This is a genomic window from Thermocladium modestius (genome assembly GCF_055398215.1).
In genome coordinates this window covers 1,141,995-1,166,643 of record NZ_AP043731.1, presented here as the reverse complement: position 1 = coordinate 1,166,643, position 24,649 = coordinate 1,141,995, and the positions used below count along the sequence as shown (strand labels likewise).

At 48.4% G+C, this 24,649-nt stretch carries 23 protein-coding genes, 1 tRNA gene and 1 pseudogene; 18 read left to right on the top strand and 7 right to left on the bottom strand.

Translation table 11 applies throughout. The annotated features are described in order from the left end of the window. Positions 1 to 20: 20 nt before the first annotated feature. From ACZ5ZS_RS06035 to ACZ5ZS_RS06025, 3 genes are all read right to left on the bottom strand, one after another. Positions 21 to 1,361: a hypothetical protein gene (locus ACZ5ZS_RS06035; protein WP_188596713.1), complete on the bottom strand. Its 1,341-nt coding sequence runs from the start codon at positions 1,359 to 1,361 to the stop codon at positions 21 to 23. Positions 1,362 to 1,388: 27 nt separating this feature from the next. After that, entirely contained in the window at positions 1,389 to 1,883 is a 495-nt protein-coding gene (locus tag ACZ5ZS_RS06030) for a hypothetical protein (RefSeq protein WP_188596712.1), read from the bottom strand. Positions 1,884 to 1,949: 66 nt separating this feature from the next. Beyond that, on the bottom strand, positions 1,950 to 5,228 hold the full coding sequence (locus ACZ5ZS_RS06025) for a PEGA domain-containing protein (protein WP_188596711.1): 3,279 nt from the start codon (positions 5,226 to 5,228) through the stop codon (positions 1,950 to 1,952). Positions 5,229 to 5,530: 302 nt separating this feature from the next. Between ACZ5ZS_RS06025 and ACZ5ZS_RS06020 the strand changes: the two genes are divergently transcribed. From ACZ5ZS_RS06020 to fni, 11 genes and pseudogenes are all read left to right on the top strand, one after another. Continuing rightward, the gene (locus ACZ5ZS_RS06020) at positions 5,531 to 5,896 is read left to right on the top strand and encodes a 50S ribosomal protein L18e (RefSeq protein WP_075059761.1); all 366 of its coding nucleotides are present in this window, start codon (positions 5,531 to 5,533) and stop codon (positions 5,894 to 5,896) included. 49 nt (positions 5,897 to 5,945) lie between these two features. After that, the gene (locus tag ACZ5ZS_RS06015) at positions 5,946 to 6,452 is read left to right on the top strand and encodes a 50S ribosomal protein L13 (protein ID WP_229657723.1); all 507 of its coding nucleotides are present in this window, start codon (positions 5,946 to 5,948) and stop codon (positions 6,450 to 6,452) included. Beyond that, complete coding sequence (locus ACZ5ZS_RS06010; RefSeq protein ID WP_075059762.1) at positions 6,449 to 6,916, top strand: 30S ribosomal protein S11; 468 nt, start codon at positions 6,449 to 6,451, stop codon at positions 6,914 to 6,916. The genes ACZ5ZS_RS06015 and ACZ5ZS_RS06010 overlap by 4 nt, the downstream gene beginning before the upstream one ends. 160 nt (positions 6,917 to 7,076) lie before the next feature. Next, on the top strand, positions 7,077 to 7,400 hold the full coding sequence (locus ACZ5ZS_RS06005; RefSeq protein WP_229657722.1) for a hypothetical protein: 324 nt from the start codon (positions 7,077 to 7,079) through the stop codon (positions 7,398 to 7,400). 60 nt (positions 7,401 to 7,460) lie between these two features. Next, complete coding sequence (locus ACZ5ZS_RS06000) at positions 7,461 to 8,012, top strand: transposase (protein WP_268237978.1); 552 nt, start codon at positions 7,461 to 7,463, stop codon at positions 8,010 to 8,012. Then, a pseudogene (locus ACZ5ZS_RS05995) lies at positions 8,009 to 8,056 on the top strand (hypothetical protein); the annotation flags it as partial. The gene ACZ5ZS_RS06000 and the pseudogene ACZ5ZS_RS05995, both read left to right, overlap by 4 nt. A 9-nt stretch (positions 8,057 to 8,065) precedes the next feature. Next, positions 8,066 to 8,332, top strand: a complete 267-nt coding sequence (locus ACZ5ZS_RS05990; RefSeq protein ID WP_229657746.1) for a transposase — start codon at positions 8,066 to 8,068, stop codon at positions 8,330 to 8,332. Positions 8,333 to 8,608: 276 nt separating this feature from the next. Further along, positions 8,609 to 9,745, top strand: coding sequence for an acyl-CoA dehydrogenase family protein (locus ACZ5ZS_RS05985; RefSeq protein ID WP_188596709.1), 1,137 nt, complete (start codon positions 8,609 to 8,611; stop codon positions 9,743 to 9,745). A gap of 93 nt (positions 9,746 to 9,838) precedes the next feature. After that, entirely contained in the window at positions 9,839 to 10,054 is a 216-nt protein-coding gene (locus ACZ5ZS_RS05980; protein ID WP_075060461.1) for a hypothetical protein, read from the top strand. 88 nt (positions 10,055 to 10,142) lie between these two features. Beyond that, positions 10,143 to 11,000 (top strand): AmmeMemoRadiSam system protein B, encoded by an 858-nt coding sequence (gene amrB, locus ACZ5ZS_RS05975; protein ID WP_188596708.1) that lies wholly within the window; start codon positions 10,143 to 10,145, stop codon positions 10,998 to 11,000. After that, complete coding sequence (fni, locus tag ACZ5ZS_RS05970; protein ID WP_188596934.1) at positions 10,990 to 12,057, top strand: type 2 isopentenyl-diphosphate Delta-isomerase; 1,068 nt, start codon at positions 10,990 to 10,992, stop codon at positions 12,055 to 12,057. Before amrB ends, fni begins: the two co-directional genes overlap by 11 nt. On the opposite strand, the gene ACZ5ZS_RS05965 is transcribed toward fni, so the two are convergent. Next, positions 12,054 to 12,701 carry a hypothetical protein gene (locus tag ACZ5ZS_RS05965; protein WP_188596707.1) on the bottom strand — a complete coding sequence of 216 codons (648 nt, stop codon included), beginning with the start codon at positions 12,699 to 12,701 and terminating at the stop codon, positions 12,054 to 12,056. The genes fni and ACZ5ZS_RS05965 overlap by 4 nt on opposite strands. Positions 12,702 to 12,710: 9 nt before the next feature. After that, positions 12,711 to 13,754, bottom strand: coding sequence for a flap endonuclease-1 (gene fen, locus ACZ5ZS_RS05960; RefSeq protein ID WP_188596706.1), 1,044 nt, complete (start codon positions 13,752 to 13,754; stop codon positions 12,711 to 12,713). A 107-nt stretch (positions 13,755 to 13,861) separates the two neighbouring features. Between fen and ACZ5ZS_RS05955 the strand changes: the two genes are divergently transcribed. From ACZ5ZS_RS05955 to prf1, 5 genes are all read left to right on the top strand, one after another. Continuing rightward, positions 13,862 to 13,965, top strand: a tRNA-Ser gene (locus tag ACZ5ZS_RS05955). A gap of 62 nt (positions 13,966 to 14,027) precedes the next feature. Further along, entirely contained in the window at positions 14,028 to 15,020 is a 993-nt protein-coding gene (locus tag ACZ5ZS_RS05950; RefSeq protein ID WP_188596705.1) for an MBL fold metallo-hydrolase, read from the top strand. Between the two features lie 67 nt (positions 15,021 to 15,087). Next, entirely contained in the window at positions 15,088 to 15,210 is a 123-nt protein-coding gene (locus ACZ5ZS_RS05945) for a hypothetical protein (RefSeq protein ID WP_268237977.1), read from the top strand. 374 nt (positions 15,211 to 15,584) lie between these two features. After that, positions 15,585 to 16,289, top strand: coding sequence for a polyprenyl diphosphate synthase (gene uppS, locus ACZ5ZS_RS05940; RefSeq protein WP_188596704.1), 705 nt, complete (start codon positions 15,585 to 15,587; stop codon positions 16,287 to 16,289). A gap of 267 nt (positions 16,290 to 16,556) precedes the next feature. Continuing rightward, positions 16,557 to 17,636 (top strand): peptide chain release factor aRF-1, encoded by a 1,080-nt coding sequence (gene prf1 / locus ACZ5ZS_RS05935; protein WP_229657721.1) that lies wholly within the window; start codon positions 16,557 to 16,559, stop codon positions 17,634 to 17,636. Between the two features lie 5 nt (positions 17,637 to 17,641). On the opposite strand, the gene ACZ5ZS_RS05930 is transcribed toward prf1, so the two are convergent. Continuing rightward, entirely contained in the window at positions 17,642 to 19,396 is a 1,755-nt protein-coding gene (locus ACZ5ZS_RS05930) for a succinate dehydrogenase/fumarate reductase flavoprotein subunit (protein WP_188596703.1), read from the bottom strand. A 169-nt stretch (positions 19,397 to 19,565) separates the two neighbouring features. Here ACZ5ZS_RS05930 and ACZ5ZS_RS05925 point away from each other — a divergent pair, with 169 nt between their 5' ends. Together ACZ5ZS_RS05925 and ACZ5ZS_RS05920 are read left to right on the top strand one after the other, a co-directional pair. Next, on the top strand, positions 19,566 to 20,762 hold the full coding sequence (locus ACZ5ZS_RS05925; RefSeq protein WP_229657720.1) for an NRAMP family divalent metal transporter: 1,197 nt from the start codon (positions 19,566 to 19,568) through the stop codon (positions 20,760 to 20,762). Between the two features lie 632 nt (positions 20,763 to 21,394). Beyond that, positions 21,395 to 22,957: an N-6 DNA methylase gene (locus ACZ5ZS_RS05920; protein ID WP_188596702.1), complete on the top strand. Its 1,563-nt coding sequence runs from the start codon at positions 21,395 to 21,397 to the stop codon at positions 22,955 to 22,957. A 35-nt stretch (positions 22,958 to 22,992) separates the two neighbouring features. Here ACZ5ZS_RS05920 and ACZ5ZS_RS05915 read toward each other — a convergent pair whose 3' ends face one another. Beyond that, the gene (locus ACZ5ZS_RS05915; RefSeq protein WP_188596701.1) at positions 22,993 to 24,453 is read right to left on the bottom strand and encodes a gamma-glutamyltransferase family protein; all 1,461 of its coding nucleotides are present in this window, start codon (positions 24,451 to 24,453) and stop codon (positions 22,993 to 22,995) included. Between the last annotated feature and the right edge of the window lie 196 nt (positions 24,454 to 24,649).

The window sequence follows — 24,649 nt, the reverse complement described above, 5'->3', positions numbered from 1 at the left end:
ATATAAATTTTTCTCGTGATTTACTGGGTCGCCTTGCAATCCTTAAGTTTCTCCTTCTCCTCCTCCAGCTTCTCCCTCAGCTCTATTAATGCGCCCTCCCTGACCACGAGGGCCCTTTGGTAATTCATCAATTCGCGTTCCTTCTCCATCAATCGCTTCTCCCAATCGATTAGCTTCCTCTCCTCCTCCACCAGCCTGGTGAATAGGGGTTCCAGTTTCTGCTCCAGTTCTCTCTTCTTCACGCTCAATTCTTCATCTAGCTTCTTTAGCATTTCCTCCTTGCTCTTTATCTCCTCGTTCTGCTTCTTGAGCTTCTCCTCGACCTCCTTCAATTCATTGGACTTTCTCTCCAAATCCTTCATTGCTTCATTGACGTATTCCTCCTTCCTCCTAAGCTCCTCTTCTCTCTTCGCCAGCTCCTCCACGCGTTGCCTATATTCCTCCTCCCTCTTATTCAAGTCCTTCAGCCTCATGTTCTCTGTTTCTATCCTGGCGGCCTCGAGCTCCAGCTTCCTCTCCAAGGACTTCAAGTTCAGCTCCTCCTCCCTCAACTGCTTCTCGCGCTCGTTTAGCTCCGCCAGCTTGCTTCCATATTCCTGAAGCCGTTGAGTTAGCTCTTGTATGGACACGCCCATTACATTGCTTAGGCCGCTTAAATCGGAGTATAGCTTCATGACTTGCTCGTACTGTTGGCGCTGCTTCTCTAACTCTTGGCGCTGCTTGTCAATATCTGCCCTCTCGTTCTTTATGGCTTCCTCCTGCGCGCTCAGCTGGGCCTCCTTGGCTGATATCTCTATTAACTTGCCGTCTAGCTCGGAGTGCTTATCCATTAATTGCTTATGGATTGATTGAAGCTCTGTGAGCAGCGCGTCGACCCTCGATAAATCGTTTAATATCTTGGTGGACTTATCCACTCCATCGGTTAACTTCATGTCTATGCTGCTCAAGGTTGGGCTTACGCTGTTCAATGTATCCTTAACCTTATCCAACTGCGCCTGGACCTCCGAGACGTATTTTCCAATGGAATTTATCAACTCATCCGATTTATTTAAGGTCTGCATAAGGGAGTTAGATAAGGTGTCGGAGGTAGCGGCGAATTGCTTGTATAATTGATTCAACTCACCCAGCCTGCTCGTTTCCTCGCTTATCGCATCCCTGACAAGCTTCATGGAGTCCTGTATTGACTTGTTGATCCTATCGAGATCTATTGCCAATCCCTGTATTATCTTTCTTATGTTGCCCAGCTCCACGCTCATGGTTTGATTCTGCTGGCTGAGCGATTTGTCTATCATCTCCAGCCTTTGCAATATGTTACTAATGGCTTGCTCCGCCTTTTTTCCTCCTCCCCCCAACAACGACATAATTTGATATATCTGACAGGGTATATATTATTTTTGTTGTTTCTGGTGCTCCATTATGTAGGACTTCAATAGCTCCAATCCATCCTCTACCTTGCGGATCCTGCTAAGCAGCTCCAACTGAGTCTCCTGCACCAGCATCAATGTATCCTTTATGGTCTTCTCGTAGGCGGCAATGCCGTTCCGCATCTCGTCCAGGGAGCTGAACATCATTACCTTTATCTCGTTGAATTCATTGGCGGTGGTCGATAATTGAGCCACTAGCTCGCTTAATTGATTGCTGGCCCTGGATATCTGATCCCTATAAGCCAATAGGCCGGTCTCCAAATAGGCAAGCTCGCGGAGCAGGTCCGTCACGGACACCTTAGATCCTGCCTGTATTGTGTTTTCCAGCGATTTTATGGATTCCTTAGTCTCCTCGAGCAGCTTATTAACGCTTGCCAACTCATTGCTCAGCGACGCAACGCTTCTCTGCACTTGCCTGAGCTGCCCCTCTATCGACTCTATATCTATTTCATTGCTCACACCATTATGAGGCAATTCCCCTTTATAAACATGTTGAATGAGCTCGTGTCTTTCATCTGATGTGCATCACCTCCGCCTCCGCCTAATCATCACCGAGAGGACTATTATAGCCACCGCAATAACCGCTGCAATTGATGCAATGCTATACATGCCTATGGTTGGCCTACTTATGAGGCAATGGGCATTTATGGGAATCATCACGTATACGTAGCCTGCATAATTGCTCTCGTTGGCTACCGCGTAGCCATCACAATAAAGGCCTATCCGCGAATCGGGCACTGGAAGCCCCAATGCATCTTTCACGTTGATCTTTCTTTCTGCCATCAAGGCGATCAATACGTACTTGCCGGGCCCCTCGACCTTGACCGCCTCGACAGGCGCTGTGAAATTGCCTATCTTAATGGAGGTTATTATGGGCGAAGAGGAATTAATCCACTCGGGGAATTCCTCTATCATTGTTCCATTGAGATCCGTAACGGTCAGCGTTATCAACCATTGCCTCACGTATTTATTCAGAATGGTTAGTGGACCATTTATTACGATTGTGATCAAGGAGGTGTTTGTGGAGGCATTTGATGCGTTGGTAGAGGATAGCACAAGCCTGGTCTCATTGCCTTGATATATTATTGGCTCTGGGTTGTTCACCACATAGCTTCCATTGTTGATCCACGACTCGTTTTTCAGCCAAACCGCACCATCTATATCCGTTATATTGGTGAGTTTGTATTGTAGGTTGAAGTTTATCGTTATGTTCAGTGGCTCCGTTACCGTGATTTCCCTCGACTCATTATATAAGAGGCGGGTTCCATTATTGAATTCCATCATAGACGGCGATATGCGGATCAATGTTGCGTTCTTCATCCATGAACTGGTCGAGTTAATTATGCCCAGGGGCGATTCCCTCATCATGCCAACCAAGTACTCAACGTAGTAGACAATAGTTATGTTCAGCGGCCCATTGATAACTATGTTGGATTCATTGGACAGCACTAGTCTCGTGTCGTTGCTGAATTGAATTAATGGGGCAAACGATATATTGTATCCCGCCACCTTCCATCCGGAGAAGCTGGACATCAATGAGGACCCTGCATAAATCCTCGCCGTTACGTCGTATTCCTTGATCCACTTGACATGCAGGAAAACCACGCTGGAGTTCACGTTCAAATAGAAGTCGCTCTCATTAATGTACCTGCCGTCCACGGTGGATCCATTATAGGCCAGCCTGGTTGAATTTCCCAGGTAAACTATGCTTGGTATTTTTATGGGCACCGTGGAGTTAGGCATGTAATACCCGCTCAAGTTAGAGATCAACCTTGCCTCATCGCTCACCTCCAATCTATAATATACCGTGACCAACTCGGTGAGACAGAGAGGGCCGTAGGTTAATGCTTGCTTTCCGTAGCTGTACACCCATGAGTACGCGCATAGGTCATACGTTCCGCTCTTGTTGAAAAGCAGCGATGCGTTGCCCTTGACCCCGCCCAGCGCGTATATGGAGGAGCCATTTAAAGTAATGGTTATATTCCCATGCCTTGATAATGCATAGCTTATTGAAATGCTGGTGTTACCGGGCGCGAGGGATGATACATTGAACGACGTGATGATGGGGGTCAGCCACGTTATGTTTATGTAATTCATGCCGGGAAGCAACATAGCGGTTGTGTTTCCCAGGAATTGAATAACTCCGTTGATATGCCTATACATGCTGTACGACTCGACTCCCATTTCGCTCAAGGACTTAGTTATGGAGGATCCATTGCTGAGGGGCAGCTCGGCCTTGAATGGTCCGCTCATGTTTATGAAATACTCGCCTGGAGTCGGAGGGGATCGTATCTCCAAGATCACTATTGGTATCAACGATATATTTAGCGACTTGTTGGTGGTCGCATCTATTGTTCCCGCTACTGGTTCAAGGTAATTGCCGGAGGCTCGGTAACTATATTGATTGCATATCAAGCTTATGACTGCGCTGCCGTTGATAGGCAGAACATAGATATCCCGATTTGGCGGTTGGCTTTGCATGGTTAGGGTTATGTTGGCTGGAATAGAGGAGGAATTTATAATGGAATGAATCGAGAGACTACAATACCTCACCCTTTGAAGGGATACCGTATAGTTGGCATTTCCATTGACGTATATTGACTCTGATACATTATAATAGCCGGGCGCACTTATAGTTAGCTCGTAGGAGCCCTCCATCAAGTGAAGGATGGCCTTGTCGGACTTAATCGATGTTCCCAGCAGTTCAATAATGGGCGTGGAGGATACATTAACTACCGTTATTGATACGTTATATATGGGCGGCGGCGACGCGATTCCTACGACACTGTTAATTCCATCATTGCCCACATACGCTATCCTATCCGTGGGAAGAGGCGTTAGGCCGTATATTATCATCGGAAACAAAGGCTCTGTACTGCTCACATAGGCGGTCACCCCACTGCCTCCTGACCAGTAATACGCTATCCCCCCATTCCCATTGGTTAATCCCCCTCCTATGGAGAACTCATAATTGCTGTATAGAATTGACATGATTGTGGAGAATTGCGCATTAGCTATGCTTACCTGAGCGAAGCTATCGTTGGCCCACAACCCCACCTCCCCAAACGTGTAATTGCCTGATTCAATTAATCCTCCTATCATGAATTCGCCATCCCCATAGGCTATGGCATTTACCGAGACCAAGCTCCTCGGCAACTCGCCGGAATAATCCGTGAAGGTGGCGTTAAAGACCCCCAGAGCAGCGCCGCTCATCGATGTTCCTCCCATCATGAACTCATTATCCCCATAGGCAACGGCGGCTAGGCTTTCATATGTTGACGGCATCGCTATGGTCTGGAATTTCCCATCCTGGAAAACCGCCGCTAATGCCTTGCCATTGCTTGTTCCCACTATCATGAATTCTCCGTTTCCATACGCAACTCCATATATTGCTCCGCTCTTAATTCCCAGCGAATTCGTCAGGTTAACTATGGAGTACGTGGATGGATTTACCATACCCACGAATGGCCCCCCGCTCCCGCTTGTTCCCACTATCATGAATTCTCCGTTTCCATACGCAACTCCATATAGTTCATCCGGTAACGTGATTGACTTGATCAATGATGGTCCGCCATTATTAATTGAAAAAAAGTCTATAACTCCACTTGAATGATATATCCCAACGGCCACTATGTATCCATTGCCTGTGGAGATTCCCATCAACTGCTGCCCATTTATTTCTAAGCCAAATGATATTGCCCCCATGACGGTAATTATAGCTAGCAAACTCAGCAGAATGAATTGTATTGACCTAGATGCTAGGGCTTTGTTGGTTTCATCTAGCATATTTTTGCCGCATATCATATAATTTAGTATTTAATGCAAGGTTTAAATATTATCATTGAGACAATAATTGCATTGAAGTTATATTAATTAACGGTAGTTGATGGATCCCGCATTCCGAGACGCGATAATACTAGGCAAGATATTCCATAACGATAGGTTGGGGTGAATTTAATCAGTAATAATTATCAAATATAGCGTTGTCTCCAGCTGATCCCCTTCCTTGCCATAGGAGGTGAGACTTATCCCTCTTTTATCTATGGATAAGTTAACAAGGATCCTATCTAATTAACTTTATAAAACCCGCGTCGCCGCTGTTTTTCGTGCCTAAACCAACAGGTCCAAGTAATGTGGAGCTGCGATTGCTGATCCGGTTCCTTAGGAAGGCATCGGCTCAGACCGGAGCAGGCATATGGAGGTACGTGGCGGAGCTGCTGGAGAAGCCCAGGCGAAGTAGGGTGTTCGTTAATCTAAGCAAGATAGATAGGTATTCTTCGGAGAACGATGTGGTGGTGGTTCCAGGTAAGGTATTGGGTAGCGGCGAGCTGCGTAAGAAGGTTACGGTGGCGGCATTCCGATTCTCAGATGATGCGGTGGAGAAAATAAGGGGAGCCGGCGGTGATGCGATAAATATAGCGGAGCTCGTGAAGAGGAATCCAAAGGGAAGTGGTGCCAGAATAATAACTTGAGGTGTTGGAGTTGTCGATTCAAGTTCTTTCTAAAGGGGATGTCCCGGACGTGGATGAATTAGTGATAGATGCTGCAAATCATGTAGTGGGCAGGCTGGCCAGCACTGTGGCTACCTTGGCGTTGAAGGGGAAGCGCGTGGTTATAGTGAACGCGGAGAAGGCTGTGGTCACGGGCGATTTCAATTCTATTCTGGAGCAATTCAAGGTTAAGCTGACCATAGTCAGAACCCATTACAACCCGGAGAGAACTGGACCGAAGACCCCAAGGCGCCCGGACAGGGTTTTGAGGCGGGCTATAAGGGGAATGTTGCCATATGATAAGCAGAAAGGCAAGGCAGCCCTGGGCAGGATAAAGATATACCTGGGCACTCCGGCTTCTTACTACAATAAGCCCAAGTACGTGGTGAAGGGGGCGTACTTCCACATGATACCCGGCTCGCCTTACACGACGTTGGAGGATATTTGGAGAAGCATAGATCCTAAGACATGGGCGGTCTGGCGCGAGTCATATGATAAATTTAAAAAAGCCATAGAGAAGAAGGGTGAACAGAAATGAGCGAGGAAAAGCAAGAGGAGCAAATCCAGGAGGCACCGAAGGAACAGCCAGCTGAGCTATCGCAGGTTCAGGTTCCCAAGAAGCTGCATTGGGGAGTAGCTCACATATATGCTAGCTATAATAATACCATTATTATAATAACGGATCTGACGGGCGCAGAGACAGTGGTTAGGGTGAGCGGCGGTCAAGTCGTGAAGACGGACAGGGATAAGCCCAGTCCATACGCTGCAATGCAAGCGGCGTACAAGGCTGCGCAGACAGCGATACAGCGCGGCGTTACCGCCGTCCATATACAAGTAAGGGCACCAGGCGGCTATGGACCCAAGACTCCGGGTCCTGGAGCCGTCGCTGCGATCAGGGCGCTGGCGCGGGCTGGATTGATGATAGGAAGAATAGAGGATACAACGCCGATACCGCACGATACAATAAGGCCGCCGGGCGGCAGACGCGGCAGAAGGGTATAATCCATTTCTTGATTTTAACCATCACTCAATCCTAACCTCTTCACTCGAATTGGGCAGCCTCTTTCTAGTTTATAATCTGCAAGAATAGTGATAAAGGATAGGGCAAGCCTCGCTCCTTCTAGGGGCGGGGATAGTTTTTAACCACCCATCCACTCCCCCCGTGGCGCCCTCACCTGGTCAATCTTCAGAGGATGAGGAGCGGGGGCCGATCACCCCCGCAATGCCGGGGAAGGGCGTCCACGAAGCCAGCTATAGGAATAGGAGGACTAACGTAGTCCACCTCCTACCAAACGGCCCCCAGGAAAGGAAAATGAGAAGGTTGGCAGAAACCTCCGCTAGGCTATCCAACGAGGTGAACCACGAGAGAAGGCAACAATTCTCCCACCAAAAAGTGGATCTAAAAGACACGTGGGACAAGTATTACGAGAAGTACAAGGGTGTGCTGGGCGTTAACGCTCAAGCAGTCCCTCAAAAGAATAATTAGGCGTGGTCATCATTCTTCTCCTTACTGAAGTTGAAGAAAGAAGGAAAGCTACCGCCCCACGTGAAGCGCGTTTCACCGCCTAGATACTGGAAGGACGGGGAAGGGAGGAGGAAGTTAATCCTAGTCGTTAGGCAGGATAGGTACCGAATCGATGAAGAGAGCCACAAGATCATCCTCAAGGACTTCCACTTGGAAGTCGAATTTGTAGGTGGGTTGAGGTGGTACGGTAAGCAAGGTAGGCTGGAGATCATATACGGTGAGGAAACGAATCGCTGGTACGCCCACGTGCCAGTTGATGTGGGGGTTGAGGAGGCAAGGACGGGAAAGAGGAGCAAATACATCGTTCACGGTGAGAGAAGGTCAATACAAATGGCGCAACCTAAAGGAAACAAAGTGGCGTCAATCGACCTAGGCATAAACGTTTTGGCCAGCGTAGTAGTCGATGATGGTACGTGGCTTCTGTATAGGGGAGTTAGGGCCAAGGAGGACTACTTCTACCTTCAAGGGAAGATCGCCGGGGTGCAGTCGTTGGCAGACGAAGCTAGAACCTCGGGGAGTGTGAGGCGTGCGGGGAGTTACGGAGGGAGGAGAGGAGGCTTTTTAGGAAATTGACGAGGCGTCTCCTACACCTGTATAGGAACTTGGCTTCTCACGTGGTGAAGGAGTTGTATGGGCTGGGCGTATCAACCATCTACCTCGGTTACCCCCTCAACATTGCGCAGGGGAAGGGTGACAAGTTCACCGTCAACCTCTGGTCCTACCGCAAGTTAATGGATGTTATTGAGTTGAAGGCTCGGGAGTACGGTATTAAAGTGTATGAAGTTGTTGAGTATAATACTTCGAAGTACTGCGCGTATCACGGTGTAGAGGTTAGGAGGTGCCCTGGGGGGTCGTTAATTGTCCTAGGGGGCATAGGCTTCACAGTGACTTGAACGGCGCTTTAAACATGCTGGGGAGGGCTATCGGTATTGTAGTATCAAGTGTTAAGAAGCCGTTGTCATTCCTAGTGCTTCATGACGGAGTAGCGCCCGTTAAAGAGGCATAACCCCCAAGACCCCGGGAAACCCCTAAAGGGCGGGGAAGAGGTCAGTTAATAAATCATTAATTCGCTCTAATAAGGTCTAGGTGCTTGTTGGCTATCTTTTTACTAATATCAATTGATTTTATTAATTGGGTAAGCTTAAAAACCATGCGATTCTTCTCTTGGCATGCATCCGCTTTTGGATGAGACCCATGAATTAGTTCGGAAAAGCGCTGCGGAATTCGCAGAGCGAGAGATAGATCCCTTTGTGAAGAACATGGAGAACTATGAATATCCAAGGGATTTATTAAGGGATATGGGTAAATTGGGCTTATTAGCTCCCATGGGCCCAATCGATTACGGCGGGCCAGGTCTCGACTTCAGGTCTGAGATATTGACTGTGGAGGAGGTGGCTAAGCATAGTCCAGGAGTGGCTACCATACTTGAAATTCAAGGCTCTTTAATTGTGGATACTCTGGCGACTTATGGGAACAATGCAATAAAGGAGAAGTACTTGTCTAAGGCCATCAGCGGGGAAACCATTATATCGTATGCGTTGAGCGAGCCTTGTTGCGGCAGCGATGCCGCTGCGCTGGAGAGCGTTGCTAGGAGGGAGAGGGGGGAGTGGGTGTTGAATGGCCATAAGATGTGGATAACGTCCGGCATGAATGCTGATGCCTACTTGGTATTTGCGAGGACTGGTCCTAAGGAGGAGAGGCATAAATCCATTACCGCATTCATGGTGGATAGGAACAAGTGCGTGGAGACGAGCCCGATACATGTGATCGGATTGAGGGGAACCGGCACGGCCGAGGTGAAGTTCGTTGACTGTGAGTTAGGGGATGATGCCGTGGTGGGCGAGGTAAACAAGGGCTTCTACGTTGCAATAAACAGCCTGAACCTGGGGAGGACTTGCGTCGGATCGATAGGGCTTGGAATAGCCGAGAGGGCCATGAGGGAGGCCATCAGTTATATAAAGCAGAGAAGCGCGTTCGGTAGGTCCCTCGCCGATTTTCAAGTGCTTCAACACTATGTTGCCAATATGTACGCTCAAACGGAGTCCGTTAGGTCGCTTGTATATTCGGCGGCCTATATGAGGGATAAATCATTGCCTGACTTCTTGCTGTACGCCCACTCCGCCAAACTGCTGGGGTCCAGGCTGGGCGTCGAGTCGACCAGAGTTGCTATTCAAATGATGGGGGGAATGGGGCTTTCGACGGACAATGTATTGGAGATGTTGTATAGGGATGCTAAGGTAACGGAGATATACGAGGGCGCTAACGAGATAATATTGAATACGATCTATAGATTCATGGAGAAGTGATGTGAAGGTAGTTTCGAAAGTTTCGGAATAAAATGTGTTAATTGAATGTTTTTTAAACGATTTATTTTTATATACGTTATAAGGAGACAAGCCATGGATGGAAAAATACTTGTGGCATCTATGGTATCTGTTTGGGCCATGATAGCGTTGGCGCTGGCCGTGGATTTGCCGCTGTGGATAGTGGCGTTATCCGTTATCGCTTTGACGGCAATAATAATCGATGGTATAAAGCCCATATATAGGCCATCCAATGGTAGGGAACGGACTAAGATAAATTCCAAGGCAGAGAAAACAGCCACTGCCGTATAATGGTTGGACTAAGAATAAATTCCTTTAGTTGACGGCTCAATTTGGTGGTAGGTTAAGAATATATTTGGGTGAAACGCTTGGCTTTTCGATGGTTGTAAAGCGACGGCCGGCGGTGGCAGGCGCGTTTTATGAGGATGATGGTGAGCTGCTTAGGAACAGGATTGAATGGTCCATAAACCATGAATTGGGTCCAGCGCGCAATCCCCGCTCGATAGGGGATCCCGTGGCTGTGGTGGTTCCCCACGCTGGCTTGATATACTCAGGTCCAATAGCCGCCCACTCGTATGTGGCGATAAAAAAACGGCTATCTCCATCCACGTTCATAATTATGGGTCCCAATCATTATGGAGTGGGTGCGCCCGTGGCTGTGATGAATGAGGGGGTTTGGGAGACTCCTTTGGGAGACATAGAGATCGATAGTTCTATTGCCAATGAATTGATGAAGTCATTCGAAGGCCTTGAGGTTGATTCCTTTGCATTCGAGAGGGAACACTCCGTGGAGGTGCAGGTCCCATTCATTCAGCACCTATTTCCGGGATCCAAGATAGTGCCGATAGTGGTTTGGGAGCAGACGCTGGACGTAGCGCGCCGTATGGCACAGGCATTGGTTAGTGTAATAGGGAATAGAAAAGATGTAGTATTCGTTGCATCCAGCGATCTAAACCATTATGAACCACATGACGTGACCTCCGAGAAGGACATGAAGGCCATAGAGCGCATAATTAAGTTGGACTCGGAGGGATTAATGGATATCATGGATAGGCTTAATATATCCATTTGCGGCTTCGGCGCGATATTGACAGCCATGGAGTACTCCAAGCTTAGGGGCATTAAGCACGTGGATCTATTGATGCATGCCACCTCGGGGGACACGGGCCCCAATAAGATGGAGACTGTGGGCTACGCCAGCATAGCATTCCATGTAGGTGATGATTATCAGCATTGAGGATAGGAAGGTAGAACACATAAAGATAGCAGCGCGTGAAGATGCCGAGGAGGGATCTACTTTATTCGACGAGGTGCAGTTAATCCACAATGCAATGCCGGGCTTCGATTATGATGAGGTAGACTCGAGTATACAATTGTTCGGAAAAACCCTCTCAACGCCTCTGCTCGTGGGCGCGATAACTGGAGGAACGGAGCTCTCCGGTAAGATAAATACCATGTTCGCGGAGGCGGTCGAGAGATTCGGCTTGGGGATGTACGTGGGTTCTCAACGAATAGCAATAGAGAAGCCGGAGACTAGGTGGACGTTCAGCGTGATAAAGGAGAAGGCGCCGACGGCATTAAAGATAGCCAATATAGGCGCCCCACAGATATCTAGGTTAGACGAGGGCAAGGTACTGGAATGGGTAAATAACGCGGTTGATATGATAGATGCATCCGCGGTGGCCATACACTTGAATCCAGCCCAGGAGGTATTCCAGCCGGAGGGGGAGCCGTGGTTCAGGGGGGTCGTGGAGAAGGTGAGATACATATCCAGGTCCATAAACAAGCCCGTGGTGGTTAAGGAGGTTGGGAATGGGATATCCAGGGAGGTGGCTATCGCGTTGGCAGGGTCAGGAATAGCCGCTATAGACGTGGGGGGAGTGGGCGGCACATCATTCATAAAAATAGAGGCTGAGAGGTGGCATAGGAATGACGTGGGCGAGCTATCCAAGGTGTTCCAGGGCTGGGGGATACCGACCGCCATATCCATCTGCGAGGTGAAATCAGCGTTCCGGGGAATAATATTGGCGTCGGGGGGCATAAGATCGGGCTTAGACGGTGCCAAGGCATTATCACTTGGTGCATCAGCGTTTTCCATGTCCCGCCCCTTCCTGGTGAGCGCACTGCAGGGCAGGGATCAATTGCTTCAATTAATGGAGAGAACCATTAAGGAGTTCAAGATATCCATGTTCTTAACAGGATCCAGGCAGGTAAGCGATTTAGCCAATGCGCCCTTGGTGCTGGGCCCCACTATAATTAATTGGTTGAGCCAGAGGGGAATACGGTGCCGCTAGCCCCCTCTGGTGGAGTACTTGATTATTACATCGCGGTCCGGCTCGCCCTCAACTCCATTGCTTGATCCAAACTTAGCTACATCCATTATAATGCGATGCCTATCCTCCTCGCTAATTCTATTGATCCGTATGATGATCGGGTCAAGCGTGTTGCCATCGAATCCCACTAAAACGGCCTCACTATCTGGATACCCCAATTGAAATAGCCTTACTTGATAATAGGCGTACCTAGTCTTAGTGGGATTAAATGACTTGACCTCATATATCGAGTAGCCGTCATAGAAGTCGGGCTGAACATACATTCCAATAGATTCATCTATCACCACCAACCTGGTCTTGGGCCTCAATAAGCCGAACGCAGGTGTTCGTTGGAAGGCCTCCAGTATCTTGCTGCCCCTCTCAATCATTCTCCCCTCGTCCTCGTTGCTCAGCTTTATTCCCATGCGGGCGGCCTCCTCCTTAATCGCCAGCGACATGTAATTAGCGGCGGCCTCCAAGTAATTATCGACGCCCTTCCTGTAGTAATAATTCATCTTAACCATGGCTTTATCGAGTGCTGATCCGAATAGCACATCTATGGCGGTGCCCCGCAATTCATCGGCGAACAAGCTCTTCACGACCATCCATGCCGGGAATAGCTTCATGGAGCATCACTACATGAATGCGTCCAGCGTGGAGGACCCACCCGTCCTATCCATAGACTTGCGCAGTCTTTCTATGGCGCCCTTAACCCTGTCTTCGCTGAAGTCGTGCCTCCTGACGAGCAGATCCATTATTGTTCGTTCATCTGGTTTATTGAATCTTAACTCGCCCACCTCAATTACGTCGGGCTTCATGAAGTACTCCCGTATCGCAATAGGATCCATTGGGAACTTCTCAAGACCTACCGACTTCGCGACCCTATCAATGGAGCCATATTCCTTAATGAGCTTTAAAGCCCTTTGAGGTCCTACTCCCGGCACCCCGTCTGGATTGTAGTCTGTTCCAATGAGCACTGCTAAGTCTATAAGTTGAATTCTATCCCTTAACCCCAATTCCCTTAATACCTTATCCAGCTCTATTAGTTCTGGCTTCACATCGACGTATTCCCTCTTGTTGGGCAGCTTCCTCTTGCCCGTCACTGTGAGGTTTCTGACCAGCCTAGGCGCTCCGAATAGGAGGGAATCGTAATCTTGGCTGCCGGCCGCCCATGCTTTTCCCCTCTCCGCCATAAATGCTGCCTCGGCCTCCCCCTCCCCAGGTGCTTGTACCCATGGAAGACCCATGGCGGTCAACAACTCCTTGGAATCGTTCACCATTTCATCTGTGATAAATATGGCTCTCTGCGAATGCTTCCTGGCCTCCTCGGTATTGCCGGCCTTGGCGGCCGCCTCAGCTGCATGAGCCTCCTCCTCCTTTCTCTGCCTCCTCCTCTCTATCTCGGTCTGCTTTAATTGGGGCGGCTTGCCGTCGAACACGTATACCGGCTTGATGCCGTTCTCCAATAGATTAATTGTCCTGTATAGAAGTCCATTCAGGTGGCTCGTCACTCTACCCCTCGAGTCCATCAATGGAGTACCATCGGGCTGCCTTATGGATGCGAGGAATTGATATAGGGCATTATATGCATCAATGGATATGATCCTTCCATTCAGCTTGGCTAGATCAATCTCTTGCCTGGATTCATTTATCAATTTGCCCAACTCGGTTACTCCCATGGCCTTAACGTCATTCCGCTGTATTTATCCTTAACTGAGCCTTCATATGATCGATTGCACGGTATTTGGGAAACCTTAAAAAGGGAATGTGCTGTCCTCACAATGGAGCCGGGGTGGCCGAGCGGCCCAAGGCGCGGGACTTGAGGCCCCTTTGGGCGAGTCATCCCGTCCCCGCATGGGGGCCCGGGTTCAAATCCCGGCCCCGGCGCCAAGTTGTATAAATCTGGTATTGGAGACTATATTTATATATTGATGGATGGGCGGTATACGTTAATGGATTTGAAGATAAGGTTCAGCGGCGGCGTATCCATAGAGCACAATGGATTATCTATATTGGTAGATCCATATAGGAGGTTCGATGCTTCCAAGTACGATTACGTATTGATTACCCACGGTCATACGGATCACTTTACGTCTGCCGTGTCAAAGGCCCGCAATCTCGTGTTGACCAGGCAAACATTCGATATACTGACCTCAATATATGGATTGAACCTCAAGGGCCCCAGCATTGTGGATGTGGGGGATTTGTTGGTGCTGGATGAGCTCAGCATAAGGGTTCTGAATGCGGGTCATGTTATTGGGAGTGCGATGTATGTATTGGAGTTCAACGATATCTCAATTGGGATCACGGGGGATTTCAACTCAGAAGATAGCTTGGTTCAGAGGGGCGCGGATGCCATGCACGATGTGGATATATTGATAATGGAGGGAACATACGGTAATGAGGCCTATAGATTCAGGCCTAGGAATCAGCTCTACGAGTTGATACTGGATAAGGTTGAATCCGAGTTGTCGCAGGGCAATGATGTGGTGTTCAGCGGTCATCCCTTGGGCAAGGGCCAGGAGCTGGCGGCATTGTTGCGGAGATACGATCCGTTTCTAGATTATGGTGTATATAAATTGAACAAATTGTTATTGGATGAACCCATGGGCTCCGCGATGATTCCAGGCGCGGACGAGGCGGGACCCATAGTGGCAATAGCAGGCGTACAGGGCGATTTAGATCTTAGATACAGGAATTCATTCAAGTTGAGCCGCCCCATAAAGATAATAGGGGTAACTGGCTGGGCCCGCAGCGATGAATCCATTCAGTTGAGCAATCATAGTGATTACTCATCGCTGGTCAAATTCGCATTGGAATCCAAGGCAAAGACAATATATACAGTGTACGGTCATGCGGCCTCGCTGGCCCAATCGCTTAGGCGCAAGTATGGCCTCAATGCGCACCTAATTCCTACAAATGAAGGGGACATAATAAGTTATTAACACGGATACTGGAGATTCCTTGTGGCTGGCAGTAAGATTTAATAGGAGCGGCTATCCTTCATCTGAAATGGCATCAATAAATTGCTGTCTGTCGTCATGTGGCTCCAAGTGCAGCGATGATGAGCCGTACTTGGCGGAGAGATGCGTGCAAGAATGCTTCGATTCATGCGTGGCCAGCCAGGGAAAATAGGCGCAGGGATGCGTCTCATAGAGATGGTTTCATCCATACTCGCCGGAGTCTCTCACGTAAGGAAGAAAGGTGTAGCTTATGGATTCGCTAGCCTCTATAAATCTTACAAAATAGAAACCAAGTCTCGCCTTTAGGACGGGAGAGGTCAGTGGTCCGAGCTATTTCATTTTCGACCAGGAAACCCGTTAATCTCTCTCCATTTAGCCATTCATGATAGGGCCCAGCCTTTGAAGGGCTTCCTTTGTAATGGATGACCATGTATCCCCATCTTTAAAATGGAGCTCAGTTCATTTCGCCGTGTGAGGCATAACTTTATAGCGTCATGTCAAATATGCGCAAAACATTTAAATTGACGAATTATTTCTCGATCTATAATGAATCAAGGGCTTTCAAGGTTTCCATTGCATATAGGCGTGATACCTGATGGCAATAGAAGATGGGCGCGCAAGAATAACACCGATTTCTTCTCAGCATATAGGATAGGCGCCGATAAGGTAGAGGATTTCTTGGATTGGGCCATAGAAATGGGAATAAAGGCCGTGACGGTTTACGTGCTGTCTCTGGAAAACTTGATGAATAGAAGTGAGACTGAGAAGAAGATAGTATATGAATTATTGATTAACAAGTTGATAAAGACCAGGAGCGATCCACGGATACATAACAATAGAGTGAGGATAACGGCAATCGGCAGGTGGAGAAACCTCCCCCAGCGCGTGGTTGATGAAATTTTAAACGCCATGAATTCAACGAGCAATTACGGCGATCACTTCCTTAATTTAGCCATAGCGTACGGCGGTCTTCAGTCCGTTGTCGACATGGTCAATGGCATGCTAGGAGCCAAGGGTGAGATAAGCGATTCGGAACTGTTCAAGTATCTCCCCACATCTTTTCTGCCCCATCCCATGATTGACTTGGTGATAAGGACCGGCGGGGAGTATAGGTTGAGCAACTTCTTTCCGTTGGAGACGGCATACGCGGAGATGTACTTCACCAATAAGTACTGGCCCGACTTTGGTAGAGATGACTTGATCGATGCGCTCAACTTCTACGCCGGTAGGGAAAGGAGATTCGGCCGTTAATATTTGAGGGCATTACGTATTCTCGCTAAGCTTTAAATTCCCAAGCGGAATGCGTTTGGACAGTGATGATTAGGTTTCCGGTTTGATTGGTGATATCTTCACCCCTGACTGAGCAAAATGAACGATAAGCCTTGCCCTTTAGGGCGGGAGAAGGTCAACGAGCCCTTATTTATTGGAAAGGTTTATAAATGGTTGCTGAATATCGCATGTGATTAGGATGGATGCACTGGAATAAAATCTATTAATGAATTGAAAATATTGATATCAATGCTCAAGAAGTACAGGGGCTATGCAACCACGTTGGTGACGCTCTACATAAATGGGGATAGGCCAATACCAGATATAGTTAACATGCTCAGGGAGGAGTGGGCGGTTTCCGGCAATATAAAGGACAAGACCACCAGGAACCACGTCCAGGACGCGATAGATAGAATAATAGGCATGCTGAAGGGAACTCCCAAGGCACCTCCCAACGGGTTGGTAGTATTCGCCGGTTTCCATATGATCTCCCCGGGCAATTATACATGGGTCTCCTACGTCGTGATTCCTCCATTCAAGATAAGCACGTTCAAGTACATATGTGATATGACGTTCCACACGGAATTGCTTGAGGAGGGCGCCAACACCACCTCCACGTACGGCATAATAATAGTGGAGCGAGGGGAGGCCGTCATAGCATTGCTCAGGGGGAATTACTGGGAGATAGTTAAGAAGGTCCAGTTCTTCGTTCCAAACAAGCATAGCGCGGGCGGTCAGTCAGCCCTCAGATATAAGCGGCAGACGGAGCACTTAGCGGAGGTCTTCTATAAAATGCTTGCGGATTCAGCGAACGAGATCTTCTTGAAAATAGAGGACTTGAAGGGAATAATAGTTTCCGGTCCAGGCCCCACCAAGGAGGACTTCCTAAAGGAGGATGCATTGGATTACAGGCTTAAGGATAAGGTAATTGCGATAGTAGATGCTTGCTGCCCGGATGAATATGGCGTCATAGAGACCATAAGGAAGGCCAGCAGCCACATAAAGGATAACGAATACGTCCATGCAAAGGAATTATTGGATACATTGATGGAGTACGCCGTCAGGAAGAGCAATTACGTGGTGTTCGGCAGGGATGCCGCAATGAAGGCATTAAAGTACGGGGCAGCCAGGGTTATATTGGTGAGCGAGAACGTGGGGGAGGAGGAGATACTGAACCTAGTGATGGAGGGAGACAGGAAGGGGATAAAGGTGGAGGTGATACCTAAGGCCGTGGAGGAATCGAAAATGCTTGACCAAACGTTTGGAGGATACGCGGCGATTCTTCAATACCCCATAACTACCCTGGAGGCAAACCAGAACGATTCATAGGATTTTCAATACTTGCGCTCCTCGGGTTTCCACTTGGTTATCGTAACCGGTATGTAAGAGAAGCTGGGGCCCTCCTTAGTCCGGAATGCCAATGTATGCTTCAGCCAATTCACGTCGTCGCGTTTTGGATAATCTATTCTGGCATGCGCACCGCGGGATTCAGTCCTATTGAGGGCTCCCAAGGTTATGACCTCCGCCTGCTCCAATAGGAAATCTATCTCCATTATATCTTTTAGGTTCTGGTTATAGACTCGACCTCTATCCTCTATCCTCGCATTGCCGAAGCGCTCCCTCAATTTCTTCAACGATGCATACGCCTCCTCCAACCCGCTTTTCTCCCTGAATACATAGACATACGTATCCATTATCTTATTCATTTCCCGCTTTATATCGTATGGATTCTCCGCATTAGTTTCCTTGTGGAGCAGTTCATCAAATATCCTCTTCTCCTCCTTCTCGGCCGCGTCCTTCACGTATCCATCAAATTCCGCTTCCCCGGCCTTGGACATGGCATACTTGGCGGCCGCCTCTCCGGTGAAGTGACCCCATACCAAGCACTCGCTCAAGGAGTTGCTTCCAAGCCTATTGGCGCCATGAACGCTGACATTGGCCGCCTCCCCGGCAGCCCATAGATTCGATATCTTCCTCTCAGCGTCCATGTATACCTGTCCCCTTAAGTCGACGTGTATGCCTCCCATCATGTAATGCATCGCAGGCCTCACCGGTATAGGCTCATCCACGGGATCTACTCCTATTGTCTTTATCGATATCTCCCTTATCATTGGGAGTCTCTTATTGAGTCTCTCCTCGCCTAAATGCCTTAGATCCAGCAAAACATAGCCAAGCCCGCTCTCCTCATCGATGAATCCTCTTCCCTGGTTTATCTCGGTTATTATGGACCTGCTGACTATATCGCGGGGAGCCAGCTCCATCCTGCTCGGCGCGTACCTCTTCATGAACCGCTCCCCATCCTTATTGACCAGGTAACCCCCCTCTCCCCTGGCTCCCTCCGTTATCAATATGCCGTTGGGAACCAATGCGGTCGGGTGGAACTGGGGAAACTCGAAGTCCTTCAGAGGTATTCCCGCCCTATACGCCAGGCTATATCCATCTCCGGTTGATGAGTGGGCCATTGTCGTGAAGCCGTATACCCTTCCATTCCCCCCCGTCGCTATTATTCCAGCCTTGGCCAGTATCACCTTGAATTCCCCGGTTTTAAGGTCTATGGCAGTTATTCCCTTGAACTCTCCATTCTCCAGTATGAGGGAAGTGGCGAAGTGCTCGTGCAGCATGTCTATGTTTCCAAACCTGAGCGTATTATCATATATTGTGCTCAGCAAGAAGAAGCCAGTCTTATCTTGGGCAAATGTGGTCCTCGGTATTGTCATTCCGCCAAATGGTCTCTGCAGTATCTTTCCCTGGGGATCGCGGGACCAAGGCACTCCCAGATGGTCGAGGAACTTTATTTCCTGTGGGGCCGTCTGAACGAGCAGCTCTATGGCGTCTTGATCGGCCAGGAAATCGCTGCCCTTTGCAGTATCATACCCATGCAAGTCCAAGCTATCGCCGTTTTCCTTAGGGTACAGAACAGCGCTGGCGCCGCCTTCAGCAGACACGGAGTGGCTTCTCATGGCGTGGACCTTGCTCACGACCGCTATCCTTATTTTCCCATTGGATGTGCGCGCCGCCTCAAACGCGGCCCGCAGCCCAGCGAGGCCGGAACCAAGAATCAACACGTCATATTTTAGTACCTCAACCATAGCATCCAATCATTTTACCTTATTTATAAAAATTCCGCCTTGCCTATTATCATTGATTCAATATGGTAATCTAGCCATGGAGCTTGCTCCGAGTTACCCTTGGATTTATGTCGTTCATTTCAAGTATCTTTAGAAACATTTATTATTTGGCGATCCCTATGGCTTTCCCGTGAATTTACGCGTAGATGCGGAAACCATCAGGCGGCAATTATATGTGTTCGGGCCGGCTTGGTTGGTAATGATGGCGGATATAGATGTTGCCAGCATAGTCACTGGACTGCAGTCGGGAGCCACTTGGGGGTACAGGATGATATTCATTATGATAATTTTGACTATTCCCCTCTTCGTTATTCAAGACGCTGCCGGTCGCTTGGGCACCGTTGGGGGCAAGGGTTTGGGCGAGGCAATAAGGATTAGGTATAGCGGCAAGACGGCGGCCATCTTATCCATCCCAATGGCCGTCTCGGACTTCTTGGAGTACGTCGCGGAGTACGCCGGGATATCCATTGGAATAATGCTCTTGGGGCTTCCTTTAATTCCGCTTCTGCTGTTGATATATGTGTTCCATGCCGTGGTGGTTCTATCCAGGAACTACAGGAAGGCCGAGATTATAATGTTACCGATAAGCTTCGTGTTGGCAGCCAGCATAGCTGCATCAGCAGTGCTGTTCAAGCCAAATCCGTCGCTCGTGCTATCCGGTCTCTCTCCATTACAGCCTTACGGAAATCCATCATTTGATTACTTGCTGGCCGCCAATATAGGCGCCGTCATAATGCCGTGGATGCTGTACTTTCACTCGGGCGCGGATTCCAGAAAGAAATTGAAAACCAGCGATCTAAGGGCGGAGAGGCTGGAGACGCTAATAGGAGCGATTGCATCGGAGGTATTGATGGCTATGATAGTGATAGATGGAATTCACTTGAGGAACGTCAATGATTTCCTTAACATTGACGAATTATCGCATGCGTTGGCCCCCTTCGGTTCGGCAGCCCCGTTCCTATTAGCCATGGGCTTCCTAGCGGCTGGTTTCCTGGCGCTGGTGGTGATATCTATGGCATCTGCGTGGGGCGTATTGGAGGCCGTGGGGCGAACATCGAGGAGGGCATTTCTTTCAGTTTACTTGATGGAGAGCCTTCCGGCTCTAGTGTTGGTAATTTTATATAGTAATTACGTGGAATTGATGCTGGACCTAATGGTTTTATACACTATAATCATTATACCATCGCTCTATGTTCTTGGCCGCTTAGTGACGGATCCAAATATAATGAAGGGCCTCACCTATAAGCCCTGGGAATCAGCGATGTACTGGGCAATGACAGCCGTGATAATAATCGGGGGAATCGCTGGCTTGATATCGATGATATGACTCCCCCTCACACAATTACAATTATGGCAGAGAATGCGGACTCACCCGCTGCACTTCAAGGGAAGTTGAAGCCGAAGTTTTCTTCCGCCGGGGAAGTAAGTTTCGCGAGGCAGGAAATACCTCATTGAGAGAGGATGTTCCCGCCCAACAGGCATAATAATAATTATGCCCGCCAGAGACCTCGTCCGTGAGGGGGGATGGTTCACTTCCTGAGACCCTCTGACCGCAATGCATTAATTACCTTGGAAGTGGAATGGGTTCGAGGGAATTGCACCCCCCTCATCCAAGCACAGCTTCCAATCCCCTTATCAATGTGGTGGAGACATCAGGCGATGCTGGTGGGAAGTGTTTGTGTGATAAATAGAATTGACTCCCACTCCCTTTAGGGATGGAGTTGAAGGCCCGGTCCATGGTTCATTGCTGAACGAGTGGAGCGGGGTGGGTGCCCTACGCGTCAACCAGCCGTGTGCAGTGAAGATGAGGGCAGTGAACCGCAAACGATGAACCGATTCAAGGAAGCCCTTAAGAGCCCGGGGAGATTAATATACCGGCTTTATCGCGTGCTAGGTTTAAGTGGTGGGGAAAGTAGATAGTAGTTAAACGAGGGGGGATGTGGTGATAGGGGGGATTCGGTGTACTTAAGCGATGGGCAATATGAAGTTCAAAGGAGCGTGGATAGGAAGAGAACGTCATCTTACTACACTAGCAGGGATGGCCTTGCAGTTATCAGAAGCTTCCTCCGAATGCTGGATGAGCAGTATAGGAGGGATGTGACAATAATGGATCCCTTCATGGGTTCGGGAGTCATGCTCTCATCCATAAATGACTTGATTAAGCCCAGGAAGGTGATAGGAATCGAGATAAACAGACAACCATGTGAGTTGGCTCATGAGGTTTTATCCTCCTTGTACTCCGACGTGGAAGTTGTGTGCGGCGATGCGTTTAAGGTCGCATGGAAATATGAAGCGGACATAATCATTTCAAATCCACCCTTCGTTAGGTGGCACTTGATCCGTGATAGGAATGAGATCCTAAAAGTAATGAATTCAAGAGGTTATGGGGACCTCATTATGAGGGGGGATCCCGGTTTGCACGTGCTTTCCTTATTCTTGATAGATTTCATACTTAGGGACGGGGGTTATGCAGCTATAGTAATGCCGGCATCAACGTTCTATACTAAGCAAGGAGAGGGCGTGAAGAAGCTGTTGAAGCGGCGGTACGACGTGATAGGATTGGTTGAAAACAAGAGGGAGCCTGCCTTCAGCGTAGGCAGTGGTTTTAAGGAATTGATAATTTTCGTCAGGAAAAGGAATGGGCATTCCCCATTAATTGGAAGCTTGAATACGGCGATTTATAAATATAATGGAGATATGAATGAGGTGAACTCGGTGAATCTATACGAGCTACCGAAGTTGGCCGACAGGAATTGGCTCAGTTTGTTTGACCATGATAAGGCAAATCTATTGATTTCCATCATAGAGAATGCCATGAAGAATGGATTGTTACGTTATATGAGGAAGGGCGAGATTATTAGGGGCATTGAAATGTATGGGCCGGATTTCTTCTTTATTCCAAATAAATATTGGCGCATTAAGGGAGAGGATGATTTGTCAATGATTATTAAAAATAGAAATAATGGAGCCGAGCTAGCGATACCCAAGAAATATCTAGTGAGGTGCTTAAGGAAGCCAGAGCATTACAAGGATGGAATATATGTACCGGATCCCAAGTACTACGTGCTTGCAATAAATGAGGAGCCCGACGGCGATTTGGGGAGGTACTTAGAGTGGGGCGAAGAGTTGGGCATTCCGGCCCTGAAGTTCGGGGATAGATGGTATCAATATATCTGGAAGCAATTGAAAACCAAGAGACCTTATGGGTATATCTTCATCCATGATAAAATAGATTCAAGGAGAAACAGAGTAATTGCCAACTACTCGGAAAAACCCCTGTGTGCCTCAAAGAACTTCTACATAATAAAGATAAATAATCCCCTGGTCGCTGCATGGTATAATTCAGCCCTATTTAGGGAGATTATTGCTATGTTTGGCAGGCAAATATCGGATAGCTGGACTAGGTTTTTGGAGGATGATTACTTGGCAATTCCAGTGCCATCCAAGGCCATCAACGTCGATTTATACAACATAGGCGAGGTCAATCGAGTCGTAAGCGGATACCTAGGACTGAAAGATTAAGTGATCTTATCTAGAAAATTTAAGAATTTAATGAATTAATATTGGCCCACTGCTAACCCGTCTCCCCTTGGATCGGCATATGCTATGCGTTCACGTCCCAAGATTTGGATGGCATGGGCAACGCCGGTGGCGCCTGGGTACTTTATTTTGCGGATGGGAGCATCAACCCCCTCCTCCGCGAACACCTCATTTCCATCCCATAAAAATCTAGGTGCGTCTATCGCGTTAACTATATCCATTCCGTTATCGATTAGATTCATTAATAGGAGGACATGCTGTTGCGGCCTGAAGTGACCCCCGCTTATTCCTATGGCTGCCATAGGTTCCCCGCCTTTTTCGATTATCATTGATGATAGCGTGTGCAGGGGTCGCTTGCGTGGAGCGACTCCATTAGGTCCATCCAGCTTGAAATCGCTTGCCCTATTGTTAAGGGTTATTTGGTATGTTGGTTCCGTTATCCTGGATCCAAAGGGGTGATACAAGCTTTGTATAGCGGATACTATGTTTCCCGCCTCATCTATAACTACGAAATTAGTAGTATCTCCCTCCAATATCTTATTATTTGCATTGGGGCCAGCAGCGTTGAATTTTAGCAAACTATCTATCGGCACGTCGACGAATCGTGGATCTCCTATATGCTCGTCCCGTAACGAGTACGCCTTTCTATAAATGTCGAGAAGCACATCTATTCGATCCTTAGCGTTGGCTGGGAGGCCTCTGGACTCCACATCCCTGAGTATTATTAAAGTGGTCAATCCCTGGCTATTGGGCGGGGACTCAAATACCGTGCAACCTCTATACTCCGCCTTAAGAGGCTCCCTCCACTCAGGCGTGTAATCCTTGAAATCCGATAACGAGAATGCGCCCCCCATGGAATTGACGTACTCAGTTATTGCCTCTCCCACCTCCTTGTAGAAAAACGAGGGGCCGGCCTCGGCTATCCCGCCTATTGTCTTTCCCAGCCTCCTCATATCGATCCTTTCCCACCTATTTGCCAGGTAGGTCCTCGCGGTCTCGTCGTCATGGTAGGTCTCCCTCAATGAATTCAAGGCACCCTCCAGCCTCGGCATTACCGGTAATCCAGCCTCCGCCAGTCTCACGGCCGGCCTTAGGAGGTCTCCCCACTCCATCGAGCCATGCCTTTGCCAAAGCGCGTGGACTCCGCCTACCATGCCTGGCACCACTATGGAAAGAGGCCCGTATCTTGGCATGACTCCGCCGTACTTGCTCATTATCAATTCCCTGGTCAAACCACTGGGCGCCCAGCCAGTGCCGTTTATGAACTCTACCTTTCCATCACCATGATTATATATCATTGCCATGAAATCACCTCCAAGTCCATTCAACGCGGGTTGGCTGACTGCTAGCGCAAATGATATTGCTACAGCAGCATCAAATGCATTGCCTCCCCTCTCCAGCACCGATAATCCGATTAAGGAAGGGAAGGGATGCTCGCTGGCAATGGCTCCTCTGCGAGACACAAATGCAGGCTTCATGCTGATCAGCAACTATTCTAATTAATAAACTTAGGGGTACTCACCAATTTTTTAGGAATAATTTATTATTGAAAAAGACCTGCGAGAGGCGCGGTTGGTTATTAATTGAGGCATAGTTTCAAGAGGACTTGAACTGTGCTTTTAACATTGTAATTAAAGTGATTGTAGGAATAGTTATTGGAATTGAAGTATAGTT

Excerpts from the sequence above, each read along its gene's own strand:
- uppS (WP_188596704.1), top strand. The coding sequence starts at position 15,585 with ATGAATCAAGGGCTTTCAAGGTTTCCATTGCATATAGGCGTGATACCT.
- ACZ5ZS_RS05980 (WP_075060461.1), top strand. The coding sequence starts at position 9,839 with ATGGATGGAAAAATACTTGTGGCATCTATGGTATCTGTTTGGGCCATG.
- ACZ5ZS_RS06010 (WP_075059762.1), top strand. The coding sequence starts at position 6,449 with ATGAGCGAGGAAAAGCAAGAGGAGCAAATCCAGGAGGCACCGAAGGAA.
- amrB (WP_188596708.1), top strand. The coding sequence starts at position 10,143 with ATGGTTGTAAAGCGACGGCCGGCGGTGGCAGGCGCGTTTTATGAGGAT.
- ACZ5ZS_RS05965 (WP_188596707.1), bottom strand. The coding sequence starts at position 12,701 with ATGAAGCTATTCCCGGCATGGATGGTCGTGAAGAGCTTGTTCGCCGAT.
- ACZ5ZS_RS06035 (WP_188596713.1), bottom strand. The coding sequence starts at position 1,361 with ATGTCGTTGTTGGGGGGAGGAGGAAAAAAGGCGGAGCAAGCCATTAGT.
- fen (WP_188596706.1), bottom strand. The coding sequence starts at position 13,754 with ATGGGAGTAACCGAGTTGGGCAAATTGATAAATGAATCCAGGCAAGAG.
- ACZ5ZS_RS05915 (WP_188596701.1), bottom strand. The coding sequence starts at position 24,453 with ATGAAGCCTGCATTTGTGTCTCGCAGAGGAGCCATTGCCAGCGAGCAT.
- ACZ5ZS_RS05930 (WP_188596703.1), bottom strand. The coding sequence starts at position 19,396 with ATGGTTGAGGTACTAAAATATGACGTGTTGATTCTTGGTTCCGGCCTC.
- prf1 (WP_229657721.1), top strand. The coding sequence starts at position 16,557 with ATGCTCAAGAAGTACAGGGGCTATGCAACCACGTTGGTGACGCTCTAC.
- ACZ5ZS_RS06025 (WP_188596711.1), bottom strand. The coding sequence starts at position 5,228 with ATGATATGCGGCAAAAATATGCTAGATGAAACCAACAAAGCCCTAGCA.
- ACZ5ZS_RS05985 (WP_188596709.1), top strand. The coding sequence starts at position 8,609 with ATGCATCCGCTTTTGGATGAGACCCATGAATTAGTTCGGAAAAGCGCT.
- ACZ5ZS_RS05945 (WP_268237977.1), top strand. The coding sequence starts at position 15,088 with ATGGCATCAATAAATTGCTGTCTGTCGTCATGTGGCTCCAAGTGCAGC.
- ACZ5ZS_RS05950 (WP_188596705.1), top strand. The coding sequence starts at position 14,028 with ATGGATTTGAAGATAAGGTTCAGCGGCGGCGTATCCATAGAGCACAAT.